19 protein-coding genes are annotated in these 23,829 nt (G+C 43.2%); 14 read left to right on the plus strand and 5 right to left on the minus strand.

Features of this window, described 5'->3' with window-relative positions; all coding sequences use genetic code 11:
- Positions 1 to 404 precede the first annotated feature (404 nt).
- The gene (locus tag QL886_RS04515) at positions 405 to 1,388 is read left to right on the plus strand and encodes an ion transporter (RefSeq protein WP_290177775.1); all 984 of its coding nucleotides are present in this window, start codon (positions 405 to 407) and stop codon (positions 1,386 to 1,388) included.
- A gap of 127 nt (positions 1,389 to 1,515) precedes the next feature.
- Here the strand turns inward: QL886_RS04515 and QL886_RS04520 are convergent, their stop codons facing one another.
- The 3 genes from QL886_RS04520 to QL886_RS04530 form a co-directional block, all read right to left on the minus strand.
- Positions 1,516 to 2,163, minus strand: a complete 648-nt coding sequence (locus QL886_RS04520) for a TerD family protein (RefSeq protein ID WP_201566792.1) — start codon at positions 2,161 to 2,163, stop codon at positions 1,516 to 1,518.
- A 97-nt stretch (positions 2,164 to 2,260) separates the two neighbouring features.
- The gene (locus QL886_RS04525; protein ID WP_290177776.1) at positions 2,261 to 3,403 is read right to left on the minus strand and encodes a WYL domain-containing protein; all 1,143 of its coding nucleotides are present in this window, start codon (positions 3,401 to 3,403) and stop codon (positions 2,261 to 2,263) included.
- A gap of 227 nt (positions 3,404 to 3,630) precedes the next feature.
- Positions 3,631 to 6,471 carry an ATP-binding protein gene (locus tag QL886_RS04530; protein ID WP_290177777.1) on the minus strand — a complete coding sequence of 947 codons (2,841 nt, stop codon included), beginning with the start codon at positions 6,469 to 6,471 and terminating at the stop codon, positions 3,631 to 3,633.
- A gap of 357 nt (positions 6,472 to 6,828) precedes the next feature.
- Between QL886_RS04530 and rsmG the strand changes: the two genes are divergently transcribed.
- The 10 genes from rsmG to QL886_RS04580 all read left to right on the plus strand — a co-directional run bounded on the left by rsmG (position 6,829) and on the right by QL886_RS04580 (position 16,824).
- Positions 6,829 to 7,545 carry a 16S rRNA (guanine(527)-N(7))-methyltransferase RsmG gene (gene rsmG / locus QL886_RS04535; protein WP_290177778.1) on the plus strand — a complete coding sequence of 239 codons (717 nt, stop codon included), beginning with the start codon at positions 6,829 to 6,831 and terminating at the stop codon, positions 7,543 to 7,545.
- Positions 7,546 to 7,785: 240 nt separating this feature from the next.
- The gene (locus QL886_RS04540) at positions 7,786 to 8,565 is read left to right on the plus strand and encodes a ParA family protein (RefSeq protein ID WP_290177779.1); all 780 of its coding nucleotides are present in this window, start codon (positions 7,786 to 7,788) and stop codon (positions 8,563 to 8,565) included.
- Between the two features lie 157 nt (positions 8,566 to 8,722).
- Complete coding sequence (locus QL886_RS04545; protein ID WP_290177780.1) at positions 8,723 to 9,874, plus strand: ParB/RepB/Spo0J family partition protein; 1,152 nt, start codon at positions 8,723 to 8,725, stop codon at positions 9,872 to 9,874.
- 111 nt (positions 9,875 to 9,985) lie between these two features.
- Entirely contained in the window at positions 9,986 to 10,711 is a 726-nt protein-coding gene (locus QL886_RS04550; protein ID WP_290177781.1) for a MotA/TolQ/ExbB proton channel family protein, read from the plus strand.
- 65 nt (positions 10,712 to 10,776) lie between these two features.
- A complete protein-coding gene (locus QL886_RS04555) occupies positions 10,777 to 11,208 on the plus strand; it encodes a biopolymer transporter ExbD (RefSeq protein ID WP_057759437.1) in 432 nt (143 codons plus the stop codon).
- Between the two features lie 75 nt (positions 11,209 to 11,283).
- Positions 11,284 to 13,071 carry a lipid A export permease/ATP-binding protein MsbA gene (msbA, locus tag QL886_RS04560; RefSeq protein ID WP_290177782.1) on the plus strand — a complete coding sequence of 596 codons (1,788 nt, stop codon included), beginning with the start codon at positions 11,284 to 11,286 and terminating at the stop codon, positions 13,069 to 13,071.
- Positions 13,072 to 13,137: 66 nt separating this feature from the next.
- Positions 13,138 to 14,268, plus strand: a complete 1,131-nt coding sequence (gene lpxK / locus QL886_RS04565) for a tetraacyldisaccharide 4'-kinase (RefSeq protein ID WP_290177783.1) — start codon at positions 13,138 to 13,140, stop codon at positions 14,266 to 14,268.
- Positions 14,269 to 14,317: 49 nt separating this feature from the next.
- Positions 14,318 to 15,130: a 3-deoxy-manno-octulosonate cytidylyltransferase gene (gene kdsB / locus QL886_RS04570; protein WP_290177784.1), complete on the plus strand. Its 813-nt coding sequence runs from the start codon at positions 14,318 to 14,320 to the stop codon at positions 15,128 to 15,130.
- Between the two features lie 104 nt (positions 15,131 to 15,234).
- Entirely contained in the window at positions 15,235 to 16,365 is a 1,131-nt protein-coding gene (locus QL886_RS04575; RefSeq protein ID WP_290177785.1) for a DNA polymerase III subunit delta', read from the plus strand.
- Between the two features lie 111 nt (positions 16,366 to 16,476).
- Positions 16,477 to 16,824: a PilZ domain-containing protein gene (locus tag QL886_RS04580; protein WP_102090942.1), complete on the plus strand. Its 348-nt coding sequence runs from the start codon at positions 16,477 to 16,479 to the stop codon at positions 16,822 to 16,824.
- 164 nt (positions 16,825 to 16,988) lie between these two features.
- Here the strand turns inward: QL886_RS04580 and ppk2 are convergent, their stop codons facing one another.
- Positions 16,989 to 18,068 carry a polyphosphate kinase 2 gene (gene ppk2, locus QL886_RS04585; RefSeq protein ID WP_238053100.1) on the minus strand — a complete coding sequence of 360 codons (1,080 nt, stop codon included), beginning with the start codon at positions 18,066 to 18,068 and terminating at the stop codon, positions 16,989 to 16,991.
- A gap of 185 nt (positions 18,069 to 18,253) precedes the next feature.
- The gene (locus QL886_RS04590; RefSeq protein ID WP_290177786.1) at positions 18,254 to 19,768 is read right to left on the minus strand and encodes an acetyl-CoA C-acetyltransferase; all 1,515 of its coding nucleotides are present in this window, start codon (positions 19,766 to 19,768) and stop codon (positions 18,254 to 18,256) included.
- 548 nt (positions 19,769 to 20,316) lie between these two features.
- Here QL886_RS04590 and QL886_RS04595 point away from each other — a divergent pair.
- The 3 genes from QL886_RS04595 to QL886_RS04605 all read left to right on the plus strand — a co-directional run bounded on the left by QL886_RS04595 (position 20,317) and on the right by QL886_RS04605 (position 23,587).
- Positions 20,317 to 21,717, plus strand: coding sequence for a 3-oxoacyl-ACP reductase (locus QL886_RS04595; RefSeq protein WP_290177787.1), 1,401 nt, complete (start codon positions 20,317 to 20,319; stop codon positions 21,715 to 21,717).
- A gap of 324 nt (positions 21,718 to 22,041) precedes the next feature.
- Positions 22,042 to 22,956, plus strand: a complete 915-nt coding sequence (locus QL886_RS04600) for a MaoC/PaaZ C-terminal domain-containing protein (RefSeq protein ID WP_290177788.1) — start codon at positions 22,042 to 22,044, stop codon at positions 22,954 to 22,956.
- A 121-nt stretch (positions 22,957 to 23,077) separates the two neighbouring features.
- Positions 23,078 to 23,587: a sulfur transferase domain-containing protein gene (locus QL886_RS04605; protein WP_290177912.1), complete on the plus strand. Its 510-nt coding sequence runs from the start codon at positions 23,078 to 23,080 to the stop codon at positions 23,585 to 23,587.
- Positions 23,588 to 23,829 lie beyond the last annotated feature (242 nt).

Below are 23,829 nucleotides of genomic sequence, written 5' to 3' on the forward strand. Positions count from 1 at the left end.
TGCTTGGTTATTGCAGTAATTCGCCTCTACGCTGTCAAAATGCGCGCAATACAAAGTTATTGAACCAAGTGGATTCTTGTTGTCCGAAATGTCACTTACATTTAATACCAGCTCAAGACATAAGTCAGCAGCTTCGTAGTTACGAGCAATTCTTAAGGTTCTCTATGCTATTGATTGTGTTTATACTATTGGTATCAATCTATATTTATTATCTGCATTTTGTATAGCCGATAGTCATGGCTAATAATGGATAGGTCAGTACTGAAATGAAGTGCTTCTGATAAAAGTCACGGATGATTGCTGCAAATATATCCTATGTCCTGTGATGAAAGTTTGGTTTTTATGGTTTGACCGTTGTTTTATTCTACTAATATCAAATCGGTATTTCACCGCATAGGGCTGGCATGTTATTCCAATCTATACGGCGCTTGCGTCATTTTGTTTATGATATTTTACAAAGTGAAGAACATGACACGTTATTTAGCCGTTACGTTGATTATTTTCTTATATTTTTGATTATGACTAACGTAGCGGCTGTGATAGCAGAGTCTGTCGATCAGTGGTATTACCCTTATCAAGATTACTTCACCTTATTCGAAAACTTCTCTATCGTTGTCTTTTCTATTGAGTACTTACTGCGTCTGTGGAGTGTGGCTGAAGCCAAGCCTGATAACACAACGTGGAAACAGCGATGGGATTGGCTTAGAAGCCCATCCGCATTGATTGATTTAGTAGCTATCGTGCCCGCCTTTTTGAATTTCTTTGTCAATATTGATTTGCGTTTCTTACGTATTTTACGTTTGTTTCGAATCCTAAAACTGACTCGTTATTTTGCTTCCATGCGTATTTTGCTAGTCGTGATTAGTAAAGAGAGAGGCTCATTTCAGGCTGTTATCTTTATTCTTATCATTATGATTGTGACCGCCTCTAGCGGTATTTATCTAGTGGAGAATCACGCACAGCCAGACGAGTTTGAGTCCATACCTAAAGCGATGTGGTGGGCTGTAGTGACACTGACAACAGTAGGCTATGGAGATGTCACGCCAATTACTAATGCGGGAAAAATATTGGGTGCTGTCATTACGATATTGGGCGTTGGTCTCGCAGCCCTACCGGCTGGTATTCTAGCGACGGGATTGGCGAATGAGTTGGCCCAGCGCCGTGAAGAGCTTGAACAGCATTTTCGTGAGCAGCTCATTGATAGCGACTTTGATCTGGTACAGAATCAAATGATGATTGATAAAATTCGTCGAGAGCTAGGTTTAGATAAAGAGCAGGCACAAAATATCGTCCTACAAGTACTTCGAGAGCAAGAGCTTGAACGGCGTGAAAAAGAAGTTGAAACGCGCCAAAAGAACTTCTGTCCGCATTGCGGTGAAGTTTTATAGGCAAGTATTAAATGATTTATGAGAGATAGGTTTTTAGCAGTTAATCGTAGTTAATATTTTGACCATAAAAAGAGGTCTTGTGTTTACATAGCACAAGACCTCTTTTATATGCGATTACTAATTGCTCTTATATTCCCTGAGGAATAGGCAATGCACGTGCTAACTCATGAGCCACTTCTTGTGCTGCATCTGCTAGATCTTCTGCAGTGAGTGGTAAGTTTTGCAATGTTAAATGCCAGTCGTCAACAGATCGACGCAAATGTGCTACCCATAGCGTGGTGCAGTCGCGTGGGAGCTGCTTAAGGTTGACTTCGAAACAACGGTTTCCTTCATCGTCACTCAGATGAATTTCGCCTTTTTTCACCCTAGAGAACGAATGACCGTGGTATGAGTTGGCGATTAAACCAATATGAGTAATATGAGTGGGTATTTTCTCAAGCTCCAGTCTGATCTGCTCTTGATCAAGCGGGGCAAGATACATGGCTTGCTCGCCGCGATCCTTACCATTTAAACTGTCACCTTGATGCTTGACCGACTCAGCTTTATCTCGTAGTTGTTTAAACCAAACGATGTCACTGATGACGCAATTGTCATCGTACAACACACAAGCCAGATCAATATCCATCGCGCTTTGATTTTTCTTAAAGCGCTTAAACATGCCTTTTGGCTCAATTTTGGTAAATTCATAATTGAGCGCAAAGAACAAAGTCCCTGCGTCTAGTCCAAGTCCTCGTAAACTATCTGACAACAGTGGTGATGGGGCAGTGGTCGACATAACTCTCCTTTTTTATTCTTAGTTTCTAACCGTTATCTAGATTTGATGTTTGCTTACATTAGGCGTGCGGATGTTAGCCTATCTCAGGCCAGTGATGTCACTCACTGATTGCTGTCGAAGACTTATCTAATACTGCTTGATAAAGTAGCTCAGGTTTAGCATCTAATAACCCACTACCAAATCCACGTAGCCACCAGACCAGCTGTGAGGTCAAGTTAATAGTGGCTGTGACAGTAAGGGTGTTATCCTCATTTAGCGTCACGGTTTGATCGTCATTAAGCTTACTTTCGGTCAGACTCTTACCAGCTTGCCTAGTAAATCTAAGCTCAACAGCGGTATTCTTGCCACGCTCGTCCAATTCGCCAAACAGTGGGTGACTAAAGCCCATGCTGCCTTCATCCAAATATGTATCGAGTTGAAAGTTCTCTGGCGTTTTTGCAGCGGTTTCGAGAATCTCAACACTATCAAAACGATGTAAGGCAAAGGTGCGAATGGTGGCTTCTGGATCGTCAGTACGAGTTGCCAGTAGATAGATAATCACGCCGCGCTGGATAATCGCGATTGGATTTAGAATATATTCGCTGGCTTGTAATTTGTTGCTACGAGTATAACAAGCATGAATCTGCAGCTGATAAAATAGCGCATGGTAAATATTGTCTTTACTATCCAAATCTATATCTGGTGCAATAAGCGGCTGGGTGGCAGGCTCGATACGCACTCTGTCTATCCAAGAGTGGGTCACTTTGCTGTTCTTGAGCTGTCGCCGTGCTAAGTCAAACCAAGGAAATAATTCATCTAAAATAACAGGGGGCAGTAACTGGGTCAAATTGGCCTCAACCATATTAAAAGCAACCGCTTGTGATAAGTTCATATGCGGCAAGCTTTGCAATGGCGCGTCTTCTTTCCAGCGCCAACCCTGAGGATTGGCATTGTTTTTTTCAATAGGGAAGCGTTTGGCAAGGGCGTTCAAATCACGTTGGACAGTACGTAGGCTGATATCAAAGCCTGCCATCATCAGCTGCTCATAAATATGCGTAGTGCCTACCCAACGATTGCGCTGTAGCTGTGATAGTACCTGCCATTGCCGAGCAGTCGTTGCCGCACCATGTCGATTGTCACTAATATTGGCGGCATTGGCCTCTTTTGAGGTACCAGTGTCTACAGCTGCAAGCGCACCTGCCTGCTCACTAGGATTGGACTGAGCTTGGATGTTATCAGCATCAGTAGGATGTACAGTCATTAAGAGATACCCTTTATGAAGTTACAAGTCGGTTTCTGGCACGATATTGCTCGATCAGGAACCGTTAATCATCGCAGAAAAGCAGCGTAGCGTCTAGCGACGTTCATGCATGCGTATGTTTATTTGAAGGTTGCTATTCGATGGTTACTGTTCGATCTAGCCATAGATATAACAATGAATCTAGTCGAACAGCAATGTGCGTACGTATCGGTAGTACCGTTTAAATTTTAATTGCCATCCTCATCGACAGCTGTTGTCTCGCTATCGTTTAGGGTGTCATCAATAGGCTTAGCATCGCTTTGCTTGTTACTTTCCTCGCTGCATTTCTCATTACTTCTCTCATCTTTACGCTTTTCTTTTATTCTCTTACCTTCTTTCTTTTGACGTTTTTCTTTACGCTTTTTCTTCGCTTTCTTTTTGGACTTTTCATCATCGATGTCATCAGTGTTTTCCTGGTTTTCATCCCACAGCATCAGACGGCTTAATACTTTGCCAAATAAAGTATCTTTACGATAACGGCCTTTCTTATTCATGGTGTCGATGGGCAAGCCAGTCATCAGCGTCAGGGCCTCACTGAGAGTATAGACGCCATAGATATGAAATTTGCCTCTATTTACCGCATCGATAATGTCGTCACGTAGCATCAGTTGTTTGACATTGGCCATCGGAATGACAACGCCTTGATCGCCTGTTAGCTCTTGCTCGCGGCAAGCGTCGAAGAAACCTGCGATTTTGGCATTGATGCCACCAACTGCTTGTACTTCGCCTAGCTGGTTCATAGATCCAGTAATCGCGAGAGACTGATTGATGGGGACGTTTGCTAATGCGGATAGCAATGCACAGCCTTCGCTAACGGTAGCACTATCGCCATCGATTTGTGCGTAGCTTTGCTCGAATGCCAGTGAGGCACTAAAGTTCAGTGCATGATGTTGACTAAATAACGCTCGCAAATAGCTGGTCATAATCAGCATGCCTTTGGCGTGTAAACTACCGCCCAAGTCTACATCACGCTCAATATCAAGAATTTCACCTGTGCCAATATTGGGCTGAATGACCGCAGTAAGCCGTGCTGGCATGCCAAACTCACTATCTGCATAACTGACCACAGTCAATGCATTAACTTGCCCTATAGCATCGCCTTGCGTTTGGATCAGCTGCTGGCCGTTTTTAAGCTCGTCCCAGTACAGATCGCGTAAATATCCTGAACGCTCATCCATGTCATCGATTGCTTGAGTGACGTGATCTGCTGTCACCATAGTCTCATTATTTAAGCGAGCGTGACGGTTTGATTCATGCAATAGTTTGATCAATAAGTCACTGTGTAGGCTTAAACGATCTTGTTCTTCAGCTTGTAAGCTTAAATGCTCAAGTAGCGTAGCTTGCGCACTGCTATCAAATGGGTAAAGGTCGGCATAATCGATGATATCGGCCATTTTTGCGACCAGTGCCAATTCATGCTCAATGGTACGAGGCACATCGTCATGAAAGTCAGCTCGGACTTTGAATACCGCATCAAATTCAGGCTCAAGCTCTAGTAGCTCGTAATATAAATCTGCTTCCCCTAACAAGATAACCTTGATATCTAAATCAATAGGCGCTGGTGAGAGAGACAAGCTACCGGTTAGCGTCAGCATTTGCTCTAGACTTGATAGTTTGATTTTCCGTGATTGCAGGGCGCGCTTTAAGCCTTGCCATGCATAAGGATGTTCAAGTACGTGGCTGGCTTCTAACAGTAAATAGCCGCCATTAGCGCGGTGTAGAGCACCTGCACGAATCATACTTACATCAGTGGTTACTGTGCCTAATTGAGTGATTTGCTCGACATGACCTAACAAATTGAGATGGGTTGGCAAATCCTCAAAGACCACAGGCGCGCCACTGTCAGGTGTATGACTGACAATAACATTGACCGCATAACGACTGGGAGTCGTAGCCAACACTGCCGTCACAAACTCCTCATCATCGCCATTGACGATACGCTCTACGTGAGTGACCATGTCATCAAATACAGCCTTGAGATATGCCACGACAAGTGGATGAGTCGCAAACTGCTCATAGATAGGGGTAAATAATGGCTGTAAAGCACGTTGGGCAATACTACGATGTAATGCCTCTATTTCATCATTGGCTTCGTCTTCTAGTTGCTCTAAGGCGATAGTCAATTGACTCAGGCGCTTTTGCATATGGTTCTTCTGCACGAAGTTATTCAGCTCAGCTTCGTATTCATTATTGCCATATGTAGAGTCTTTATTTTCTTTACTCTCATTATCTTTATTGCTCAAGATATTAACTTTTTCGCTATCATTGAGCCTTTCTGAATCTTTATGATTGCTAGGTATTTTTATTTGCTTGTCATCATCGCTGTTGCTTTCTGTAGGCAGCTGACTAGGATGAACAAATACTGCTTTATTATCGAACGAGCGAAACGTCAATGCTAGGTCGTATTGCTTGCCTTCAGCATTAAGCGCGTCATAGGCATGACTTTCTTTTTGATGAGTACTGTTTTTGATGGCTTCAATTTTGCTCTGGTATTGATCGCTACGAAAGCGTTGGCTTAAACGCTTTTTTGCTTGCTGCCATAAGTTATTAACTTGCTGCTGTAATAGCGAGGCTTGACCAGCTGGTAGACGCAGCGCCAATGGTGTGCGTGGATCGGTAAAGTTATGCACATATACCCAATCATCAGGCGTCGGTGCGTCGGCGGCAATACGTGTTAACAGACGACTAATCACGGTACGCTTACCCAAACCGTTTTCACCAGCAGCAAACACATGGTAGCCACTGGCTTTAATATCCAGCGCTGTATGCAATGCTTTAAGCGCGCGTTGTTGACCGAAGCCCACATCTAAGTCGGGCGCAGTACGTGTGTCTGTAGGCAACTCATCAGGGTCGCTATAGCGTTTTAATTGCTCAGCGGAAATGCGACAATTTTGCTGAACTTCTATGAAGATAGGGTTTGGGGTATCAGGTGCTGTTTGCTTAGTGTTTTTTGTATCGGTAGCAGGTACTACCATATTGTTAGCGTCTTTTGATACTTGCGATATAGGGGTGTAGGGTTGTTCTGTCATAGGCGTTTGAAAAATCATCTTAAAAAGTATTAAAGGAATATGAGAAGTGATTGGTTTTATCTAGTCATACGTATTCTGAGTTTTTTATAATCAATCATGACATCTTACAAGATATAGTCACCTATTAGCGAAGTCATTAAGCGCAGTTTTGTATCATATTTAGACAAATGCTTGAGTAAAACTGGTAAAAAACGAATGAATTAATCAACGAATTGGAGGCAATCAAAGCAGAATAACGCCTCATGATCAGCGTAGATAGTATAAGATGTCCCACATTGGCGCAATCTGCAACTATTCAATGGGCAGACTGCATGATAAAATAAACGGTTCACAAGTCAAAACTGGATAACTCGTTGTATGTCAGCTTCCGCTAAAAACTCTTCATCGTCTGCTAGTATGGATACTATCAATATTGATCCGACTGGTTTCGTAAAGCTTGGTGCGCAACTGCCAAAGCTGGCTAATACCTTGGCGCAAGCGATAAATGAGCTGGGTCTACCGTTAAGTGAAATGCAGCAGCGCACGTTATTATTGTACTTAGACCAGCTTTTACTATGGAATAAAGCGTATAATCTGACCGCTATCACTGATCCAGAAGAAGCGCTGATCAAGCATGTGATAGATTGTCTGTCTATTATAACGCATTTACCTGCCGGATCGTTGCTAGATATCGGCACGGGAGCAGGGTTGCCAGCAGTGATTGTTGCCATTTGTCAGCCTGATCGTCAGTGTACTGCGCTTGATAGCAATCAGAAGAAAATCCGCTTTATTAAGCAAATCAGCAGCGAGCTCGGTTTGAGTAATATGCAGCCGATCGCATCGCGTATTGAAGCGCATGAAGCAAGTTATGCGGTGGTGACATCACGAGCGTTTGCCAGTTTGATAGATTTTGTAGAAGTAGCGCAGCCAAGATTAGCAGATGGCGGCTTCTTATGTGCTATGAAAGGCAAAGTACCGAGTGAGGAAGAGCTGCAAGCACTTGATAGTGATTGGCATATCAAAACCATTAGATTGACGGTGCCACGTTTGCACGACAGTCGTCATTTAATTGAAATGTCTGCCAAAGAAAGCTAAAGCATAAACACTTCGCAGTCATGAAACAGGCACTGTTTTTTGTGAAACACAGTTTACGTCTGTATCTAAATGACATAGTATTTAAAAGCATTTAAAATGCTCGACCGCAAACTGAGCATTTTAGACCATGAATTGATTGTTTTTAGATACTGAGCGAGTGTCGCTGTACAAGATTGAATAAAAAAATAATTGTACCAACCGAGTCAAAAGTAATAGACCCTAATAAAATTGAGTGAGTGTATGGAAATCATAGCAATTGCGAATCAAAAAGGCGGTGTGGGTAAAACCACAACGGCAGTAAATTTGACCGCCAGCTTGGCTGCTAAACGCAAGCATGTACTGCTGATTGACTTAGACCCACAAGGTAACGCGACCAGTGGTACAGGTGTTGACAAAAACGAGTTGGATCTTACCATAGCGGACGTTTTGCTAGATGGTATCGCGTTGTCTGAAGCGATTGTTACTAGTCCTGCAGGGTTCGATGTCATCGGTGCCAATCGCGATTTGGCTGGCATGGACATTACCTTAATGAGCAAGACGGATAGTCATGAGCTGTTCAAAACTGCGATGGCCGAATTGATTAACGATCAGGTATCTACGCAAAAGCAGCCATACGATTATGTGATTATCGATTGTGCGCCTAGTTTGAATCTACTAACGATTAATGCGTTGGTGGCTACAGATAGTGTGATTATCCCTATGCAGTGTGAGTACTATGCACTAGAAGGGTTGGCTGACTTATCGCAAACGATTGAACGCCTTACAGAGTTGAACCCTAAGCTATACATTCGCGGTGTGGTCAGAACGCTATTTGATGCGCGTAACACGCTTGCCCGTGATGTCTCTACTGAGCTAGAAGCGCATTTTGGCGATATCATGTACAAGACCCATATTCCAAGGAATATTCGCTTGGCAGAAGCTCCCGCGCACGGCTTACCAGTTATTGCGTATGAGAGGTGGTCAAAAGGCGCACGCGCGTATCAAAAGCTAGCTGCTGAAGTGATGAAACAAAGCAACTAGTTTTTATCTAAATTCCTTACAAAGGGTTTTTAGATAAAAATCGTCACTGGTCAGCACAGTGAATGAATAGTATAAGTATAGAACACTTAACATTGTATTTAGTAAGCCGCATCAGTAATCAATTGGCTTTTATTTTAGCGTTAGAGGATAGGTAATCATGGCGAAGAAAAGAGGGTTGGCTGCTAATCGGGGCTTAGATGCCTTATTAGGGTCAATCAAAAAAGAAAAGCAAATTACCGCCTCTGCCTTGCAAGACGACATGGTGGCGCGTGAAAATGCTGCGCCAGATACTAATGCGCCTGTAAATACTGTGTCCACAGACATAGCGCCTGATATCACTCCGACAAAAACCAGTAAAAAATCATCTGCGAAGACTACTGATAACGATGCTGCTAGTGAGAGTAGTGCTCGCGCGCCACGTTCACCTCGTGCTACCAGCAAGGCGTCGCTCAACAAGTCACGTAACAATGGTGCAGATACGAGCGCTAGCGAAGACCAGATTAGCCTTGTCCAGATCGATGTCACACTCTTGCAAGCAGGTAAGTATCAGCCTCGTCGCGATATGAGTGAGACGGCACTTGCAGAGTTGGCGTCTTCTATCGAGCAGCATGGTGTGATGCAGCCTATTGTTATCCGTCCACTGTTGGCAAACGAAGATAAGAGTGAAGCATTTGTCACTCACGAAATTATCGCTGGTGAACGCCGCTGGCGCGCAGCAAAAATGGCAGGAAAAGCAGTTATCCCTGCGATTGAGCGCGCTTTATCCGACGAGTTGGCAATTGCACTAGCACTGATTGAAAACATCCAGCGTGAAGACTTATCAGTGATTGAGCAGGCAGCGGCGTTGCAGCGCTTTCATACGGAGTTTGGTATGAGTCATGCCATGATTGCTGAAGTCGTTGGCAAGGCACGTACAACAGTATCGAATCTACTTCGTTTAAATCAGCTGCATGATACAGTAAAAGATCATTTGGCTAACAGTGCGCTAGATATGGGTCATGCTCGTACACTGTTGGCGTTGTCCTCTGAACAACAACCTATCATCGCGCAAAAGATTATCGATGGTGGTATGACTGTGCGAGAAGCTGAAAAATTGGTCAAGTCAATCTTGCAGCCAGCGCCCAAAATCAATCGTGCTGAACAAGCGCAATCTCGTGATGTAGAGCGTTTGACCCAAAGATTGACAGACATGCTTGGTGCTGAAGTCAAACTAAAGCATAAAAAAGATGGTCAAGGTAGTGTTGAGATATTTTTCCACAATCAAGACCAATTAGCTGCGTTGATTAAACATATAGAAGCTCAAGCTTAATAACGTTTGTAGAAGCTCAAGCTTAATAACGTTTGCGAGTTAGCCGTATCTATCCAATTGCTAAGTCGCCTCTGAACATTTATTTTTGCAAAAATATGGAAGAGAGTAGGTATGTGGGAGTTGGTAAAAGCAGGTGGCTGGCTAATGACACCTATCATGGTCTGTTCTATATTGGCATTAGTCATCATTATTGAACGTAGCCATACGCTACAGTTTAACAAAGTCGCTCCTAGCAGGTTGCGCGAACAGCTAATAACTCGTTTACGTGAAAATGGCGATATTGGCCGCACACAATTGATGAATGTGAAAGAAAAGACGGCGCTTGGCGATATCTTGGCAACGGGGTTGCTATATCGTCAGTATGGGCTAGAATCGATGACAATGCACATGCAAAATCGTGCCAGCGTCCAAGTTCATCAGTTAGAGAAAAACATCAATATGTTAGGAACTATCGGTGCGATAGCGCCGTTGCTTGGTCTGTTAGGTACGGTACTAGGAATCATCTCGTCGTTCTTGGCGATTACTGATGGTGCAATGCAAGATCCGACGATGCTAGCCGCTGGCGTATCACAGGCACTAATCACTACCGCTGCTGGTATGATTGTTGCTATCCCTGCGTTGGTTGCTTATCGTTATTTTCAGCGCCGTATCATTGATGTTAATGCTCAGTTTGAGACTCAAGCAGGGCTTATGATTCAAGAGCTGTATGATTATCATTTGCTTGCTAGTGCGCAGCCATCTACATCTTCTAGCCGTACGTCAATAGACGATAGTGTTGTGCAAGAACGTTCATTCGGTGGGTTGGATTCGGATAAGACTAGCATAGCGGCAGTGTAGTCAATGCGGTTTTAAAGAATAGAAATCTTAAGCCTATAAATGGTAGCTGAATTAAAGAGATTGATATGCGTTTTAGAAAACCAACGGTTGAACCACTTGAAATTAATCTAACACCGATGATTGATTGTTTACTGTTTTTGATTGTATTTTTATTACTTGCTACCTCATTCAATCACTTTAGTCGTTTAAATATTATTCTTCCGGAAGCGGAAGGTGTTGCACTGACAGAGCAAAACAACAGTATCGAAGTAGCTGTGCAAGAGGATGGTAGCTATTTGGTCAACGGTATTACACTTGCTAGTAGCAATGAGGCTGAACTGACCAGTATGTTGCAGCAAGAGGCGGGCAGCAATCGCGATATGCTATTTGTCATTGCAGCGGATGCCAATGCGACCCATCAGTCTGTGGTACGAGTGATGGATATCGCTGGAAAGCTCGGATTTTTGAATTTAAACATCAGTACAGTGGTGCCACTTGGCCAAACGCTGCCGCAATAAAATATATAGCCTTATCATCATAAAACTGTGTGACACACAGCCCATTCATACCACGATACCCAAATTGAGGCTTTTATGAGCCAAGCTTATTTACCTGACTCTAAAAAATCTTCTGATAAAAATGCATCGGCAGTATCGCCCATTACGCCTAAGAGTAAGACACTATTACGCTTATTAAGGTATTTAAAGCCTTACTGGTGGGCATTGCTATTGACGGCTTTAGGTTTTGCAATTAATGCAGGGACAGAGATTTGGACTGCCAAGCTTCTGCAATATATTACTGATGCTATCAATCAGAATGATCGAAGCAAACAAACCTTATTTCCACTATTGATTATATTGCTATTCTTTGTGCGCGGGGTTGGTAGTTTTTTGGGTAACTATTACTCTGCATTGGTCTCACGCAACTTAGTCTATGAGCTACGTGTAGAAGTTTTCAATAAATTACTGCGCTTGCCTAGTTCATTTTATTTGGCCAATCCAGCCGGTACGATTTCATCGAAATTGATATTTGATGTTGAACAGGTCACGGCTGCCAGTACAGACTCAATGAAGACCTTGCTGCGTGATGGTTTGACCGTTGTCGCGTTGATTGGTTTTTTGTTTTATAGCAATTGGCGTCTAACGCTTATTCTATTTGTGGTACTGCCACCAATACTATGGCTGGTGCGCATTGCATCAAAGCGCTATCTTAAGCTCTCAAAAGGTATCCAAGAGACGATGGGTAATGTCAGTCACATTACCAATGAAGTCATCGGCGGCTATCAAGTGGTCAAAAACTACGGTGGTCAATCATACGAGTCAGCACGTTTTGACAAAACATCCAAGAAAAACTTACGCCAAGGTATGAAGGTGGTTGTTACCAATAGTATTAATACGCCAGCCGTACAGCTGTTGATGGCGGTTGCGATGGCCGTTGTCGTCTGGCTTGCGTTGCGACCTGCAGTAATAGATGATATTTCAGCAGGTGAGTTCATCTCTTACATTGCAGCAGCAGGTTTATTGAGTAAGCCAGTACGTTCGCTGACTGATATTAATCAGAAGCTACAAAAAGGGCTGGCTGCTGGTGAGTCGATTTTTGCGCTACTTGATGAGCCAGAAGAAGAAGACACAGGCACAATCAGTAAAGCGCTATCAGGGCAAATGTCGTTAGGCAATATCAGCTTGGTATATCCAGATTCGACGGTGGCTCTACGTGACTTTACCTTGAATATAAAAGCAGGTGAGACAGTTGCATTAGTAGGGCGAAGTGGTGCGGGCAAGTCGTCATTGGTCAATTTATTAACACGTACTCTAGAGACGTCTTCAGGGCAAATCACATTAGATGGTATGCCAATTGAAGACATTAAGTTAGAGAGTCTGCGTGCCCAGATTGCAATGGTGAACCAGCAGGTAGTATTGTTTAATACCACCGTATTTAATAATATTGCTTACGGCAGCCTAGCTGACAAGACTCAAGCTGAGGTTGAACGAGCCGCAAAAGATGCCTTCGCTCATGACTTTATTATGAAAATGCCAAACGGTTATCAAAGCGAAATTGGTGCTGAAGGGTTGCAACTATCTGGTGGTCAGCGTCAGCGATTATCTATTGCTCGTGCACTATTAAAAGATGCACCGATTCTAATTTTAGATGAAGCTACTAGCGCGCTTGATAATGAGTCTGAATATTATATCCAGCAAGCGCTCGATAATGTGATGAAAGACCGCACCACGTTGGTCATTGCCCATCGATTGACGACTATCGAATCAGCTGATCGTATTGCTGTGATGGATGGCGGTCAGATTGTTGAATTAGGAACGCATAATGAGCTAATGCAGCTGCAAGGCCACTATGCGCAAATGTATGCTCGAGATTTCGAGTAGTCAGTTCATAAGTTTTTAGCCAATTTTCACGCAGCCATGAACCAATAAGATAAGCGATATTGATTAATGAGTATTGAGACGACAGTCACCCGCGCATGGCAACGTCAAGCTGTTTGGTTGTGGTTGTTGCTGCCTATCAGTTGGTTATACGGTTTCATTACCTTGTTGCGTCGTCAAGCTTATAAGGCTGGCCTACTATCAAGCTATCGAGCACCTATTCCCGTGATGGTCATTGGTAATATCAGTGTGGGCGGTAGTGGTAAGACGCCGCTGATTATTGCTCTGGTTAGCTACTTACAGAAAAAAGGCGTAAAGGTAGGGATAATCAGTCGTGGGTATGGCGGTGATACGAGTCAAATGCCTGCATTGGTTAGTGCTACCAGCTTACCCCATATAGTCGGGGATGAGCCGTGCTTGATTGCTCATATGACAGGCACTGCTATAGCAGTGTGCCCCGATCGCCAGCAAGCGATTGCTACTCTATTAAAGGCAGAGCCTGATTTGCAATTGATTATTGCAGATGATGGTTTGCAGCATTATGCACTACAGCGCGATATCGAATGGATTGTGGTAGATGCTGCCCGTGGGTTTGGCAATAAGCAGCTATTACCAACGGGTTTTTTGCGTGAGCCGATGTCACGATTAGAGGGTGCAAATGTTATTTATCATGAAAAGCCAAGTACGCATTTAACTCAGACTTCTAGAGGTGGTAATAAGATACAGTCTACTGACCGTTTGACCATGCATTTGCAACCAGCTGAGTTACAGCGCCTATGGAGTCATACATCGAGCACAGCTCAACTAAATAGTGTTAAACCTACTAATAATAGCCGCGTCCATGCTGTTAGTGGTATCGGCTATCCACAGCGGTTTTTTGATACCTTGGAATCTATTGGCTTTGAGGTCATAGGGCATCCTTACCCTGATCACTATGATTTTAGTTTGGCTGAGCTTTTACAATATGGTGACTATCCTATCATCGTAACCAGTAAAGATGCGGTAAAAATCAGCGCATTATTGGCAGACTATACAGCGACACAAGCACTCAGTGATGAGTATGTAGAACTTGTCAGTAGACTATGGGTGTTACCAGTGACGGCTGTATTATCAGAGAATAGTTATCATAATCTAGATGAGCAGCTAAAGGCACTAGGGATTCGTATCGACCATGATATGAACACGTCAGCCTTATTATAAATATCAGCTAATGTTTTAAATCGCCGTATAATTTTTATAGGAATACGCCATGTCGTTCGCCACCACGCCCGCCAAAACCCATATCGTGATTCCTGCGCGTTTTAAGAGTACGCGTTTACCTGGTAAGCCATTGCTAACTATTCATGGTAAGCCAATGATACTTTGGGTAGCAGAAAAAGCGCAGACAGCAAGTTTTGCTGATGACATGTGTATAGCGACTGATGATGAGCAAATTGCAAAAGTTTGCACCGATGCAGGTTTTGATGTGGTTATGACCAGTAGTGAGCATGCTTCAGGGACGGATCGTTTGGCAGAGGTAGCAGCTATCAAAGGTTGGGCTGACCACGATATTGTGGTGAATATGCAAGGCGATGAGCCCCTTGTACCGCCATTGCTTTTGGAGCAAGTACAGGCGCTTTTGGTAGCGGATGAGGATAGCGTGATGGCCACACTCTGTGAGCCTATCGATGACTATGATACGTTCCAAAGACCATCGGTAGTAAAAGTGGTCAGCCAATCTGCTAATAACTTACAGCGTGCGCTCTATTTTAGCCGCGCACCGATTCCTTGTGACCGTGACGTTGTACTAGCTGATAATAATCAGATGCAATCACCAAAGAACGCCTATCGCCATTTGGGTTTATACGCTTATCGTGTCAGTCTATTGCAGCAGTTCGTAAACTGGCCACAAACGCCACTTGAGATACTCGAAAGCTTAGAGCAATTACGTGTTTTAGAAAATGGTCAGCATATCGCCATCGCAGAAGCTGCCTGTCAGCTACCAGCAGGTGTCGATACACAAGAAGATCTAGACCGTCTGAACGCGATGAGCTTAGATAACTTTCAAAACCCTACTAAGTAATAGTCTGAGCAAAGTTGCGTGCGATTCTAAGCTTCATACAACGCTAAAGTATCGTTGTCGTAGCTATACCTAAAGTACCTAATCAATGTGACAGAGCCATAACCATGAATAATTTGACAGGAAATATGGACGCACTAGATAACACAGACCGTATGTATTTTGCGCCACTATTGCCATGGCAAAAAGTACTGTGGTTACAGTTGACCGAGCGCGTACTTAAGCAGCAGTCCTTGCCGCATGCATTGCTTGCTGCTGGTATGCAAGGTATGGGCAAACGCGCCTTTATATGGCGATTGGTCGCTTGGCTATTATGCCGTGAGCGTGGCGCACATCCACTAGGTGCTTGTGAAGTGTGTGAGAGCTGTCAGTGGCTCAAATCGGGAACTCATCCGAGCTTGCAAGTATTACCACTCGTTAGTATGCCTATCAGTGCCGAAAGCGATGCGCTTCAAGAAAAATCAAATAGCGCAAAAGATAAAAAAGGCGCTAAAGCTACTAGCAATAGCGCACTTAAGATCAAAGTAGATGATATTCGTGCTTTGCAGCCTTTTATTTATCAAGGCGGGCAAGGGATGCGCATCTGTGTATTAGATCACGCTGAAAAAATGACGGTGGCCGCTGCTAATGCGCTGCTTAAGACATTGGAAGAACCGCAAGCGCAGGTGCATCTGTTTTTGATTAGTGATACGCCTGCTCAACTATTGCCAACGATTAAGAGTCGTGTGCAACAGTTAGCATTACAGACAATTGAGCCGACTGTTGCTGTCGATTATGTGACGCAGGCGCTAGGTCATACGATTAACCGCGAAGCCGTCGGTACCGCTGCGATTGAGCAGTTGATACAACTGGCCAATGGTGCGCCGTTAGCTGCTATCGCCTTAGCGCAAGCACCATGGTATAGCAAGCGCAGCCTATGGCTGACCACATGGCAGGCGCTACGTAGCGGTAAACGTAGTGGTGTGGCGGCGAGTGATTATTGGCAAAGTCAGCTTAATATTAAAGAGTTTATACAGTTATCTGAGCTGATGCTCCTTGATATACGCCGTGTCTGTTTGGGGCTGAGTGAACTACAAAAGGATGTCAATCTATCAACGGTATTGGCTACTTGTCAGCCTGCTGATAGCGGGTTAGAGGCATTTGCTAACAGTGTGCAGCAGACCAAAATCGCACTGCAACAAAATGTGCAAGAAAAATTTGCCTATGATAAGCTAATGCAAGAGTTGGCAAGCTTATAGAGCCATGCTTGAGCATTTAATTAGTGCTCGAAAATTTACAATTGTTCTTAACTATATACTATCAATTATTTATATACACATATTAAACCCAGTTGATGAAGGAAGCTGACTATGGCAATGCCAGGACGTGGCGGGATTTTAACCTGTCATTATGAAAGTATCGAAATGTTATATGCCAGCTATTTATCTTTTGTCAGTAATGGCGCTTTGTTTGTACCATCTGACAAATCTCAGCAATTGGGTGATGAGGTGTTTATCGCTATCACGCTACCCAACTCTAGTGAGCGCCTACCAATGAATGGTAAGGTTGTTTGGATTAACTCTAAGAGTCAGGGCAGTCGACCTGCAGGGTTTGCTGTGCAAATTGGTAATGATGTCTCTGGCCAAAGAATCAAGAATGAAGTTGAGCGCTTGCTAGCGGGAAAAATCGATAGCTTGCAATCGACTTATACTATGTAGTATCTATTAATAACTAGGTAGTATCTAGAAATCACACCTGTATCTTTGATGAGTTTGGCTGTGATTTTTAACTTATTAATATAAAAAAGCAGCCTTATTAATTAGTAAGGCTGCTTTTTTCGATCAAGTTTCTTTAATTTTTTATAGTAGTAGGCGTTAGTCGCTTAATAACGAGGCGGTACATACATATCATCGGGAATAGGTTCACGGTAATACTCATCATCGCGTTTGCGATTGGGTAACTCAATTTCGTCACGAGGCACTTCTTTGTAAGGGATTTGGTCGAGCAAATGGGCAATACAGTTCAGCCTAGCACGTTTTTTATTATTGCCTTCGACAACCCACCAGGGTGCTTCAGGAATATGAGTGCGCTCAAACATGGTTTCTTTTGCTTTGGTGTAATCTTCCCAGCGTCGGCGCGACTGTAGGTCCATTGGTGAGAGTTTCCACTGCTTAAGCGGATCATATATTCGGCTCATAAATCGAGCATGTTGCTCATCATCAGTGATAGAAAACCAGTATTTTACTAAGCGAATGCCTGAGCGTACGAGCATACGCTCAAATTCTGGTACTGATTGAAAAAATTCCTCATATTGCGCGTCAGTACAAAACCCCATGACACGCTCAACGCCTCCGCGGTTGTACCAACTACGGTCAAACAATACGATTTCGCCTGCTGCAGGCAAGTGGGCCACGTAACGTTGGAAGTACCACTGTGTTTGCTCACGCTCAGTGGGAGCCGGCAGGGCAGCTACCCTGCACACGCGTGGGTTCAATCGTTGGGTAATGCGTTTAATGGCACCACCTTTACCAGCAGAATCCCGCCCTTCAAAAATAACGACAATACGTTCACCGCGATCAACGACCCAATCTTGTAGTTTTATCAGTTCTCGCTGTAGTCGTACCAACTCTTGAAAGTAGGTGCGTCGATCCAGTTTTTCTTGCTCGCTCATCTCACGTCCGTTAAAACGAAAGTCACGTGCATAGTCATCTATTTCATTTTCTAGTTCTTCATCATATGTATCGATTAAGTCTTGGTGCATTTTTCGACGTAAATCATCATCAAGAATGTCTTTTTCAATGCGTTCAGTAAGAATGGCTTGTTCCTGATGGTACCGATCTACATCCTCCTCAGTCGTTAGAGATTGAAAATCAGCGGTTGCAAGCGGTTCTGTCATCACCAGTTTTTCAGAGCCAAAAATGACTTGCCTCATTTTTCTTAATAAAATTTTTGTCTTACCCATAAATATTACCTTTGTTTTGCGTATCGGCTTTTTTAAGAGGCTACTATCTAGGTCGTTTCTATCATAGCAAAGTACAGACAATAAAAAATGCCCTTTAAATAAATTAAAGGGCATTTTTTATTGATAGATATGTACTGATCAAAGTAATAAGTCAGCGTATCTTTTTCACTTAAAAGTGACCAAGCTTATTTTTCTAGGATACAAGTCACGCCTTGACCACCTGCTGCGCAGATAGAGATAAGTGCACGGCCTGAACCTTTTTGATCCAATAATTTAGCAGCAGTGGCTAGAATACGACCACCAGTTGCTGCAAATGGATGACCTGCCGCTAGTGATGAACCGTTTACGTTTAATTTGCTACGATCGATAGAACCTAGCGGGGCATCTAAGCCTAAGCGCTCTTCACAGAATTTCTCATCTTCCCAAGCAGCTAAGGTTGATAGTACTTGTGAAGCAAAGGCTTCATGAATCTCATAAAAATCAAAGTCTTGTAGAGTCAGACCAGCGCGCTCAAGCATACGTGGTACCGCATAAGCTGGTGCCATTAGTAAGCCTTCTGTGGTACCAGATTTACCAATGAAATCTACCGCTGCGGTTTCTTGATGGACGATATAAGCAAGTGGTTTTAGACCGTGCTCTTTTGCCCACTCATCAGTACCTAGTAGTACACAAGAAGCACCATCAGTAAGCGGCGTAGAGTTGGCAGCTGTCATCGTTGGATTGGCATTTTTTCTACCAAAAACTGGCTTTAATTTACCCAGTTTTTCTAATGTAGTATCTGGACGCAAGTTGTTATCACGAGTTAGGCCTTTGTATGGCGTGATCAAGTCGTCAAAGAAACCTTCGTCATAAGCGCGTGCTAGGTTTTGATGACTGTTAAATGCAAGCTCATCCTGCGCTTCACGGCTGATATTCCACTCAAGCGTGGTAATCGCTTGGTGATCGCCCATTGATAGGCCAGTACGTGGCTCACCGTTTTGTGGTGAGTCGATTAAGTCTTTTGGATTGAGACCCATTAGTGCTTTTAGACGTTGTTTGTTGTCTTTTGCTGCACCAAGTTTGATCAGTACTTTACGCAAGCCATCGCCGACAGCGATAGGAGCGTCAGAAGTAGTATCTACACCGCCAGTGATTGCCGAATCGATCAGACCAAGTGCAATCTTGTTAGCAGAAGCAAATGTCGCTTGTAAGCCAGTACCGCAAGCTTGTGAGATATCATAAGTTGGCGTATGTGGGTTTAGCGCAGTATTCAATGTGGCTTCACGAGTAAGGTTGATATCACGGCTAAGTTTCATAACTGCGCCAGATACCACTTCACCTACGGTTTCGCCTTGTAGGTTATAACGCTCAATCAAACCGTCCAATGCAGCGGTTAGCATGTCTGTGTTGCTAACATCAGCGTATGTTCCATTTGAGCGCGCAAATGGAGTACGGTTACCACCTAAAATAGCAACACGATTCAGATTCGAAGCTGGTTTGGTTTCGCTGACTTTTTTAGCTGGAGCAGGTTTTTTGGCAGCAGTGGTTTCTACTTTTTCATCGACCGCTTTTTTGCTAGTAGTTTCTTTAGCACTAGCGTCTTTAGTCGAGGTATTTTTTGCAGCGGTTTCTTTTTTTGCTGTATCTGATTTTGTATCCGTTGCTTTAACAACCGTACTTTCAACAACAGGGCTATCTGGATGATTGTTTTTATTACTCATAATATTATCCTTAAAAAGTATAGGTAGAAGTAAAAAGTGATAGGTAACAATAAAAAATAGTTAAGTTATTTTATACAAGCAAATATTATCATTTATTACGCAATACAGCTGTTTATCATAAGGCGTTTTTTATTCACTTAATGTATCTCTTTAGCAAACTATGTGACGCTTGTATGAGGTCGGTAGTAGATTCATGACCATGACGCATCGCTCTAATAGCTGACTAGTAAGAAATATTAGCATTGCATAACAGTACGTTTGATAATATATTGTTATCAATAATTAAGTATGCCATAACCTATAGGTCAGATTTTAACATGTTATAGTGGCGCTTAATGCTGCTAAAAACGACTGGCTTGTATACTGACTTGTTTACAGATTGTTGTAGACATTATCTGTTTTTGGACTTGTTTATAAGGGAAGTGTATAGTTAGGCTAGTTTTGAGGCGATTTACTAAATTTAAATAATTACGATGTCAATGTCTCTATATAATAGATTCATTGCATTTTTTATTATTATACGAATCATTAATTATAAGGATTATATTATGTCAGACCGTTATGGTGATTTTGTTCAATCTGCTATTGGCAAAAAAGTAGCAAAAAACTTAGGTTTGCCAATGCCAACGACGCTTGATCGTTTCGAAAGCGGTGAGCGTTTGGTGCGTGGTAGCGTATTGGTTGGCCGTGCTACTGGTGATGACAAGAGTGTCAGTGAGTCTGTTGCCCGTATCCTCTCAGATGTCCATGCCGAAGTATATGTAAACAGCAGTGATGATATCAAAGACGCACTTGCTGATGCAGGCGTCGAGGCAAAAGCCAACACGGGCGGCGATGATCAATTCAAAGTACTGCTTTTTGATGCCAGTAATATTAGCAATGCTGAACAGCTAAAAGAGCTTTATGAGTTTTTCCATACAGTTGCACGCCGCGTAGAAAAATCAGGCCGTGTGGTTGTGGTGGGTCGTACGCCAGAGAACATCACTGATATTGAAACAGCAATGGCTCAACGCTCGCTTGAGGGTTTTGTGAAGTCAGTGGGTAAAGAGTTTAAGCGCGGTATCACAGCGCAGCTGATTTATGTTGAAGAAGGCGCAGAGCAAAACCTAGATTCAACCTTACGCTTTTTTACCTCAGCTCGTTCAGCTTATGTATCAGGACAAGTAGTACGTGTCAGTAAAGGCAGCTCAGTCGATGTTGATTGGAACCAGCCTTTGGGCGGCAAAACTATGCTAGTGACTGGCGCAAGTCGCGGTATTGGCGAAGCTATCGCTCGTGTACTGGCTCGTGAAGGGGCTCACGTGATCTGTCTAGATGTACCACAGCAGCAAGCTGACTTACAAAAAGTTGCTAGCGAAATCAGTGGTTCTGCTTTGACGGTAGATATCACTAGTGAAGATGCTGGTGCAGAAATCGCTGACGCTGCTCAAAAACGTGGTGGTCTAGATTCAATCATCCATAATGCTGGCGTGACTCGTGATAAGACGTTGGCTAAGATGGATGAGAAAAAGTGGAACATGGTCATCGATATCAACTTGGGCAGTATCGCTAGATTGAACCGCTACTTGTTGGACAATGACGTACTGAAAGAAAACGCACGTATCGTATGTGTGTCGTCAATTTCAGGTATCGCTGGCAACATGGGTCAGACCAACTATGCCACTTCTAAAGCTGGTGTGATTGGTTTGGTTAACGCAACTGCCAAGCAATTAGAAGACAATGCTAAAGGCATGACGATCAATGCAGTCGCTCCTGGTTTCATCGAAACCCAAATGACAGAAGCCATTCCATTTGCTATTCGTGAAGCTGGTCGCCGCATGAATTCAATGAGCCAAGGCGGCCTGCCAGTAGATGTGGCTGAAACTATTGCATGGTTCGCTTCACCTGCCTCTGGCGGTCTAAATGGCAACACGGTTCGCGTCTGTGGTCAAAGCTTACTTGGTGCGTAATGTTGATTAATTGACAGGTATATGTGAGAAATAAGGTACAGATAGAGACAGTAGTTGTATCATATAAGCTATTATTTCTCGTTTGTATCACATATGCTTACGAAATAATCTTTGATAAAGTGTAATAAAGCTGCCCAAGGGTGGCTTTTTTATGATAAAAACACAAGAACCAATAGCCAAACTATTTTTTGCTATTAAAGATACTCATGAGGTTGATTAAATTTAATGCTTATTAGATGATTTAATAGTAGGCTTTAGTCAATGACTGCAGACTGTCTTTATAAACGTTAAAGAACTTGTTCAAGCCACACTTAGGATGTACTTATGTCAGACAAACATTATGATGCGTTGCCAAAAGCGCACACCACTTATGCCAATATTGTCAAAAGCTTATTGCCTATCGGTAATGGTGGCAAGGTCAGTAGAGACCAGTTGCCACAATCTACTTACTATGTAGATGACTTGCATATCGATCAAGAAAATCTAGATGACTATCGCAAAATTTGCGGTTTTGCTGATGATGGTAAAGTGCCAGCGACTTACTTCTCGGTATTGTCACAGACGCTGCAGATGAACATGATGGTCAAAGAGCCATTCCCATTTGCCATGTTAGGTCTTGTCCACGTTGATAATAGCGTCACCCAGTATCGCCCGATTGGAGAGCGTGAAACGGTAGCAATGTCGGTCACTTTTGATAACCTGCGTGATCATGCTCAAGGTCAGCAGTTTGACTTTGTCACTATCGTAAAGTCAGAAGATGAAGTCATCTGGGAAGGTACATCGACTTATTTATCACGTAGCAAGAAACCTAGCAGTAAAGATAAGAAGAGCGCTCCGCGTCCGGTCATGGTCAAGCCTGAAGTAAACGAAGCAGGTGTTCATAGCATTTTTGAAGTGCCAGAAGATATCGGTCGTCGTTATGCTTTTGTCTCAGGCGATTTTAACTTGATTCATTTGCATCCGCTATCAGCACGTGCGTTTGGTTTTCCTAAAGCGATTGCACATGGTATGTGGTCAAAGGCTAAGTGCCTTGCTCTAATGGGTGACTTGCCTGATACTTATACAATTGACGTCTCATTTAAGCTGCCTATCTTTTTGCCAGCTGAAGTAGAGCTGATTGCTGAGCCAGTAGCCCAGCTTACAAACGTAGATGATACTTGTGAGTTTGGACTGTATAGCTCTAAAAACAATAAACTGCATTTGGCGGGTGTTGTAACCTTAAAGAGTGACAGCAAGTAGCATAAACATCTTAAAGCTTCTATTTTAACAGCCATATTTAACGTACATATTTATTATTATGACTTCACAAAACATGCCTTCAGAAGAAAACGCGATAGACGTAGATCAAACAGATAGCTCGATGACGACTGATACGGCCGCTGCTAACGATAGCGGCACTAACATTTATGTTAGTGCCGATAATGGCGTTGATTTGGCCGATATCTTTGAGCCTTATTTTCGTCCAGATGCAAACACTATCGTGTGCGGTGCATTAGATGACGAAAAAGTTGCGGCTTTAGCGAAAGCGGGTGTCGAGCTGGTCATCAACTTGCAGCCTGATGACGAGTTAAGCTTTGATGAGGCATCAGCAGTTGAGCAAGCAGGTATGCACTACGAACAGCTGCCTATCAGCGGTGCTAAAGAGCTAAAGCAGCTTAAGATATTGGCGTTTGATAATGTATTACGCCAGCACCATGGCAAAAAAATCGCTATGCACTGTGGGTCGGGTAATAGAGTAGGAGCTGCAATAGCGCTGCGGGCAGGATGGTTGCGTGGACGTAAGATGGATACAGCGATGGAGCGTGGTCGCAGTCATGGTTTGACCAAGCTTGAACAAGAAGTTCATAATCGTTTGCTAGTACCGCGTTAACTAGATTTGTGGCGTTGAATATTAGTGCTGTCTTAGACGTTGGTAAACTCTAAAAATAACATCGAAATAAATAATAAAAAAGGCGACCAATAGGTGGCCTTTTTTATTGGCTCACAATTCATTTATACTGGTTCAAATATTTTATATAGTCAAAGAAATACTTGTGCAATCTGTAATCGGCTACCTTGTATGCGTTTTAGACTTCTTTGACTATAGCTTATGTATTACTATCATCTTAAAAC

It is taken from the genome of Psychrobacter sp. APC 3281, assembly GCF_030407815.1.
Classification (GTDB): Bacteria; Pseudomonadota; Gammaproteobacteria; order Pseudomonadales; family Moraxellaceae; genus Psychrobacter.

Coding starts and splice junctions, on each gene's coding strand:
- QL886_RS04515 (WP_290177775.1), top strand. CDS start 405: ATGTTATTCCAATCTATACGGCGCTTGCGTCATTTTGTTTATGATATT.
- QL886_RS04520 (WP_201566792.1), bottom strand. CDS start 2,163: ATGTCGACCACTGCCCCATCACCACTGTTGTCAGATAGTTTACGAGGA.
- QL886_RS04525 (WP_290177776.1), bottom strand. CDS start 3,403: ATGACTGTACATCCTACTGATGCTGATAACATCCAAGCTCAGTCCAAT.
- QL886_RS04530 (WP_290177777.1), bottom strand. CDS start 6,471: ATGACAGAACAACCCTACACCCCTATATCGCAAGTATCAAAAGACGCT.
- rsmG (WP_290177778.1), top strand. CDS start 6,829: ATGTCAGCTTCCGCTAAAAACTCTTCATCGTCTGCTAGTATGGATACT.
- QL886_RS04540 (WP_290177779.1), top strand. CDS start 7,786: ATGGAAATCATAGCAATTGCGAATCAAAAAGGCGGTGTGGGTAAAACC.
- QL886_RS04545 (WP_290177780.1), top strand. CDS start 8,723: ATGGCGAAGAAAAGAGGGTTGGCTGCTAATCGGGGCTTAGATGCCTTA.
- QL886_RS04550 (WP_290177781.1), top strand. CDS start 9,986: ATGTGGGAGTTGGTAAAAGCAGGTGGCTGGCTAATGACACCTATCATG.
- QL886_RS04555 (WP_057759437.1), top strand. CDS start 10,777: ATGCGTTTTAGAAAACCAACGGTTGAACCACTTGAAATTAATCTAACA.
- msbA (WP_290177782.1), top strand. CDS start 11,284: ATGAGCCAAGCTTATTTACCTGACTCTAAAAAATCTTCTGATAAAAAT.
- lpxK (WP_290177783.1), top strand. CDS start 13,138: ATGAGTATTGAGACGACAGTCACCCGCGCATGGCAACGTCAAGCTGTT.
- kdsB (WP_290177784.1), top strand. CDS start 14,318: ATGTCGTTCGCCACCACGCCCGCCAAAACCCATATCGTGATTCCTGCG.
- QL886_RS04575 (WP_290177785.1), top strand. CDS start 15,235: ATGAATAATTTGACAGGAAATATGGACGCACTAGATAACACAGACCGT.
- QL886_RS04580 (WP_102090942.1), top strand. CDS start 16,477: ATGGCAATGCCAGGACGTGGCGGGATTTTAACCTGTCATTATGAAAGT.
- ppk2 (WP_238053100.1), bottom strand. CDS start 18,068: ATGGGTAAGACAAAAATTTTATTAAGAAAAATGAGGCAAGTCATTTTT.
- QL886_RS04590 (WP_290177786.1), bottom strand. CDS start 19,768: ATGAGTAATAAAAACAATCATCCAGATAGCCCTGTTGTTGAAAGTACG.
- QL886_RS04595 (WP_290177787.1), top strand. CDS start 20,317: ATGTCAGACCGTTATGGTGATTTTGTTCAATCTGCTATTGGCAAAAAA.
- QL886_RS04600 (WP_290177788.1), top strand. CDS start 22,042: ATGTCAGACAAACATTATGATGCGTTGCCAAAAGCGCACACCACTTAT.
- QL886_RS04605 (WP_290177912.1), top strand. CDS start 23,078: ATGACGACTGATACGGCCGCTGCTAACGATAGCGGCACTAACATTTAT.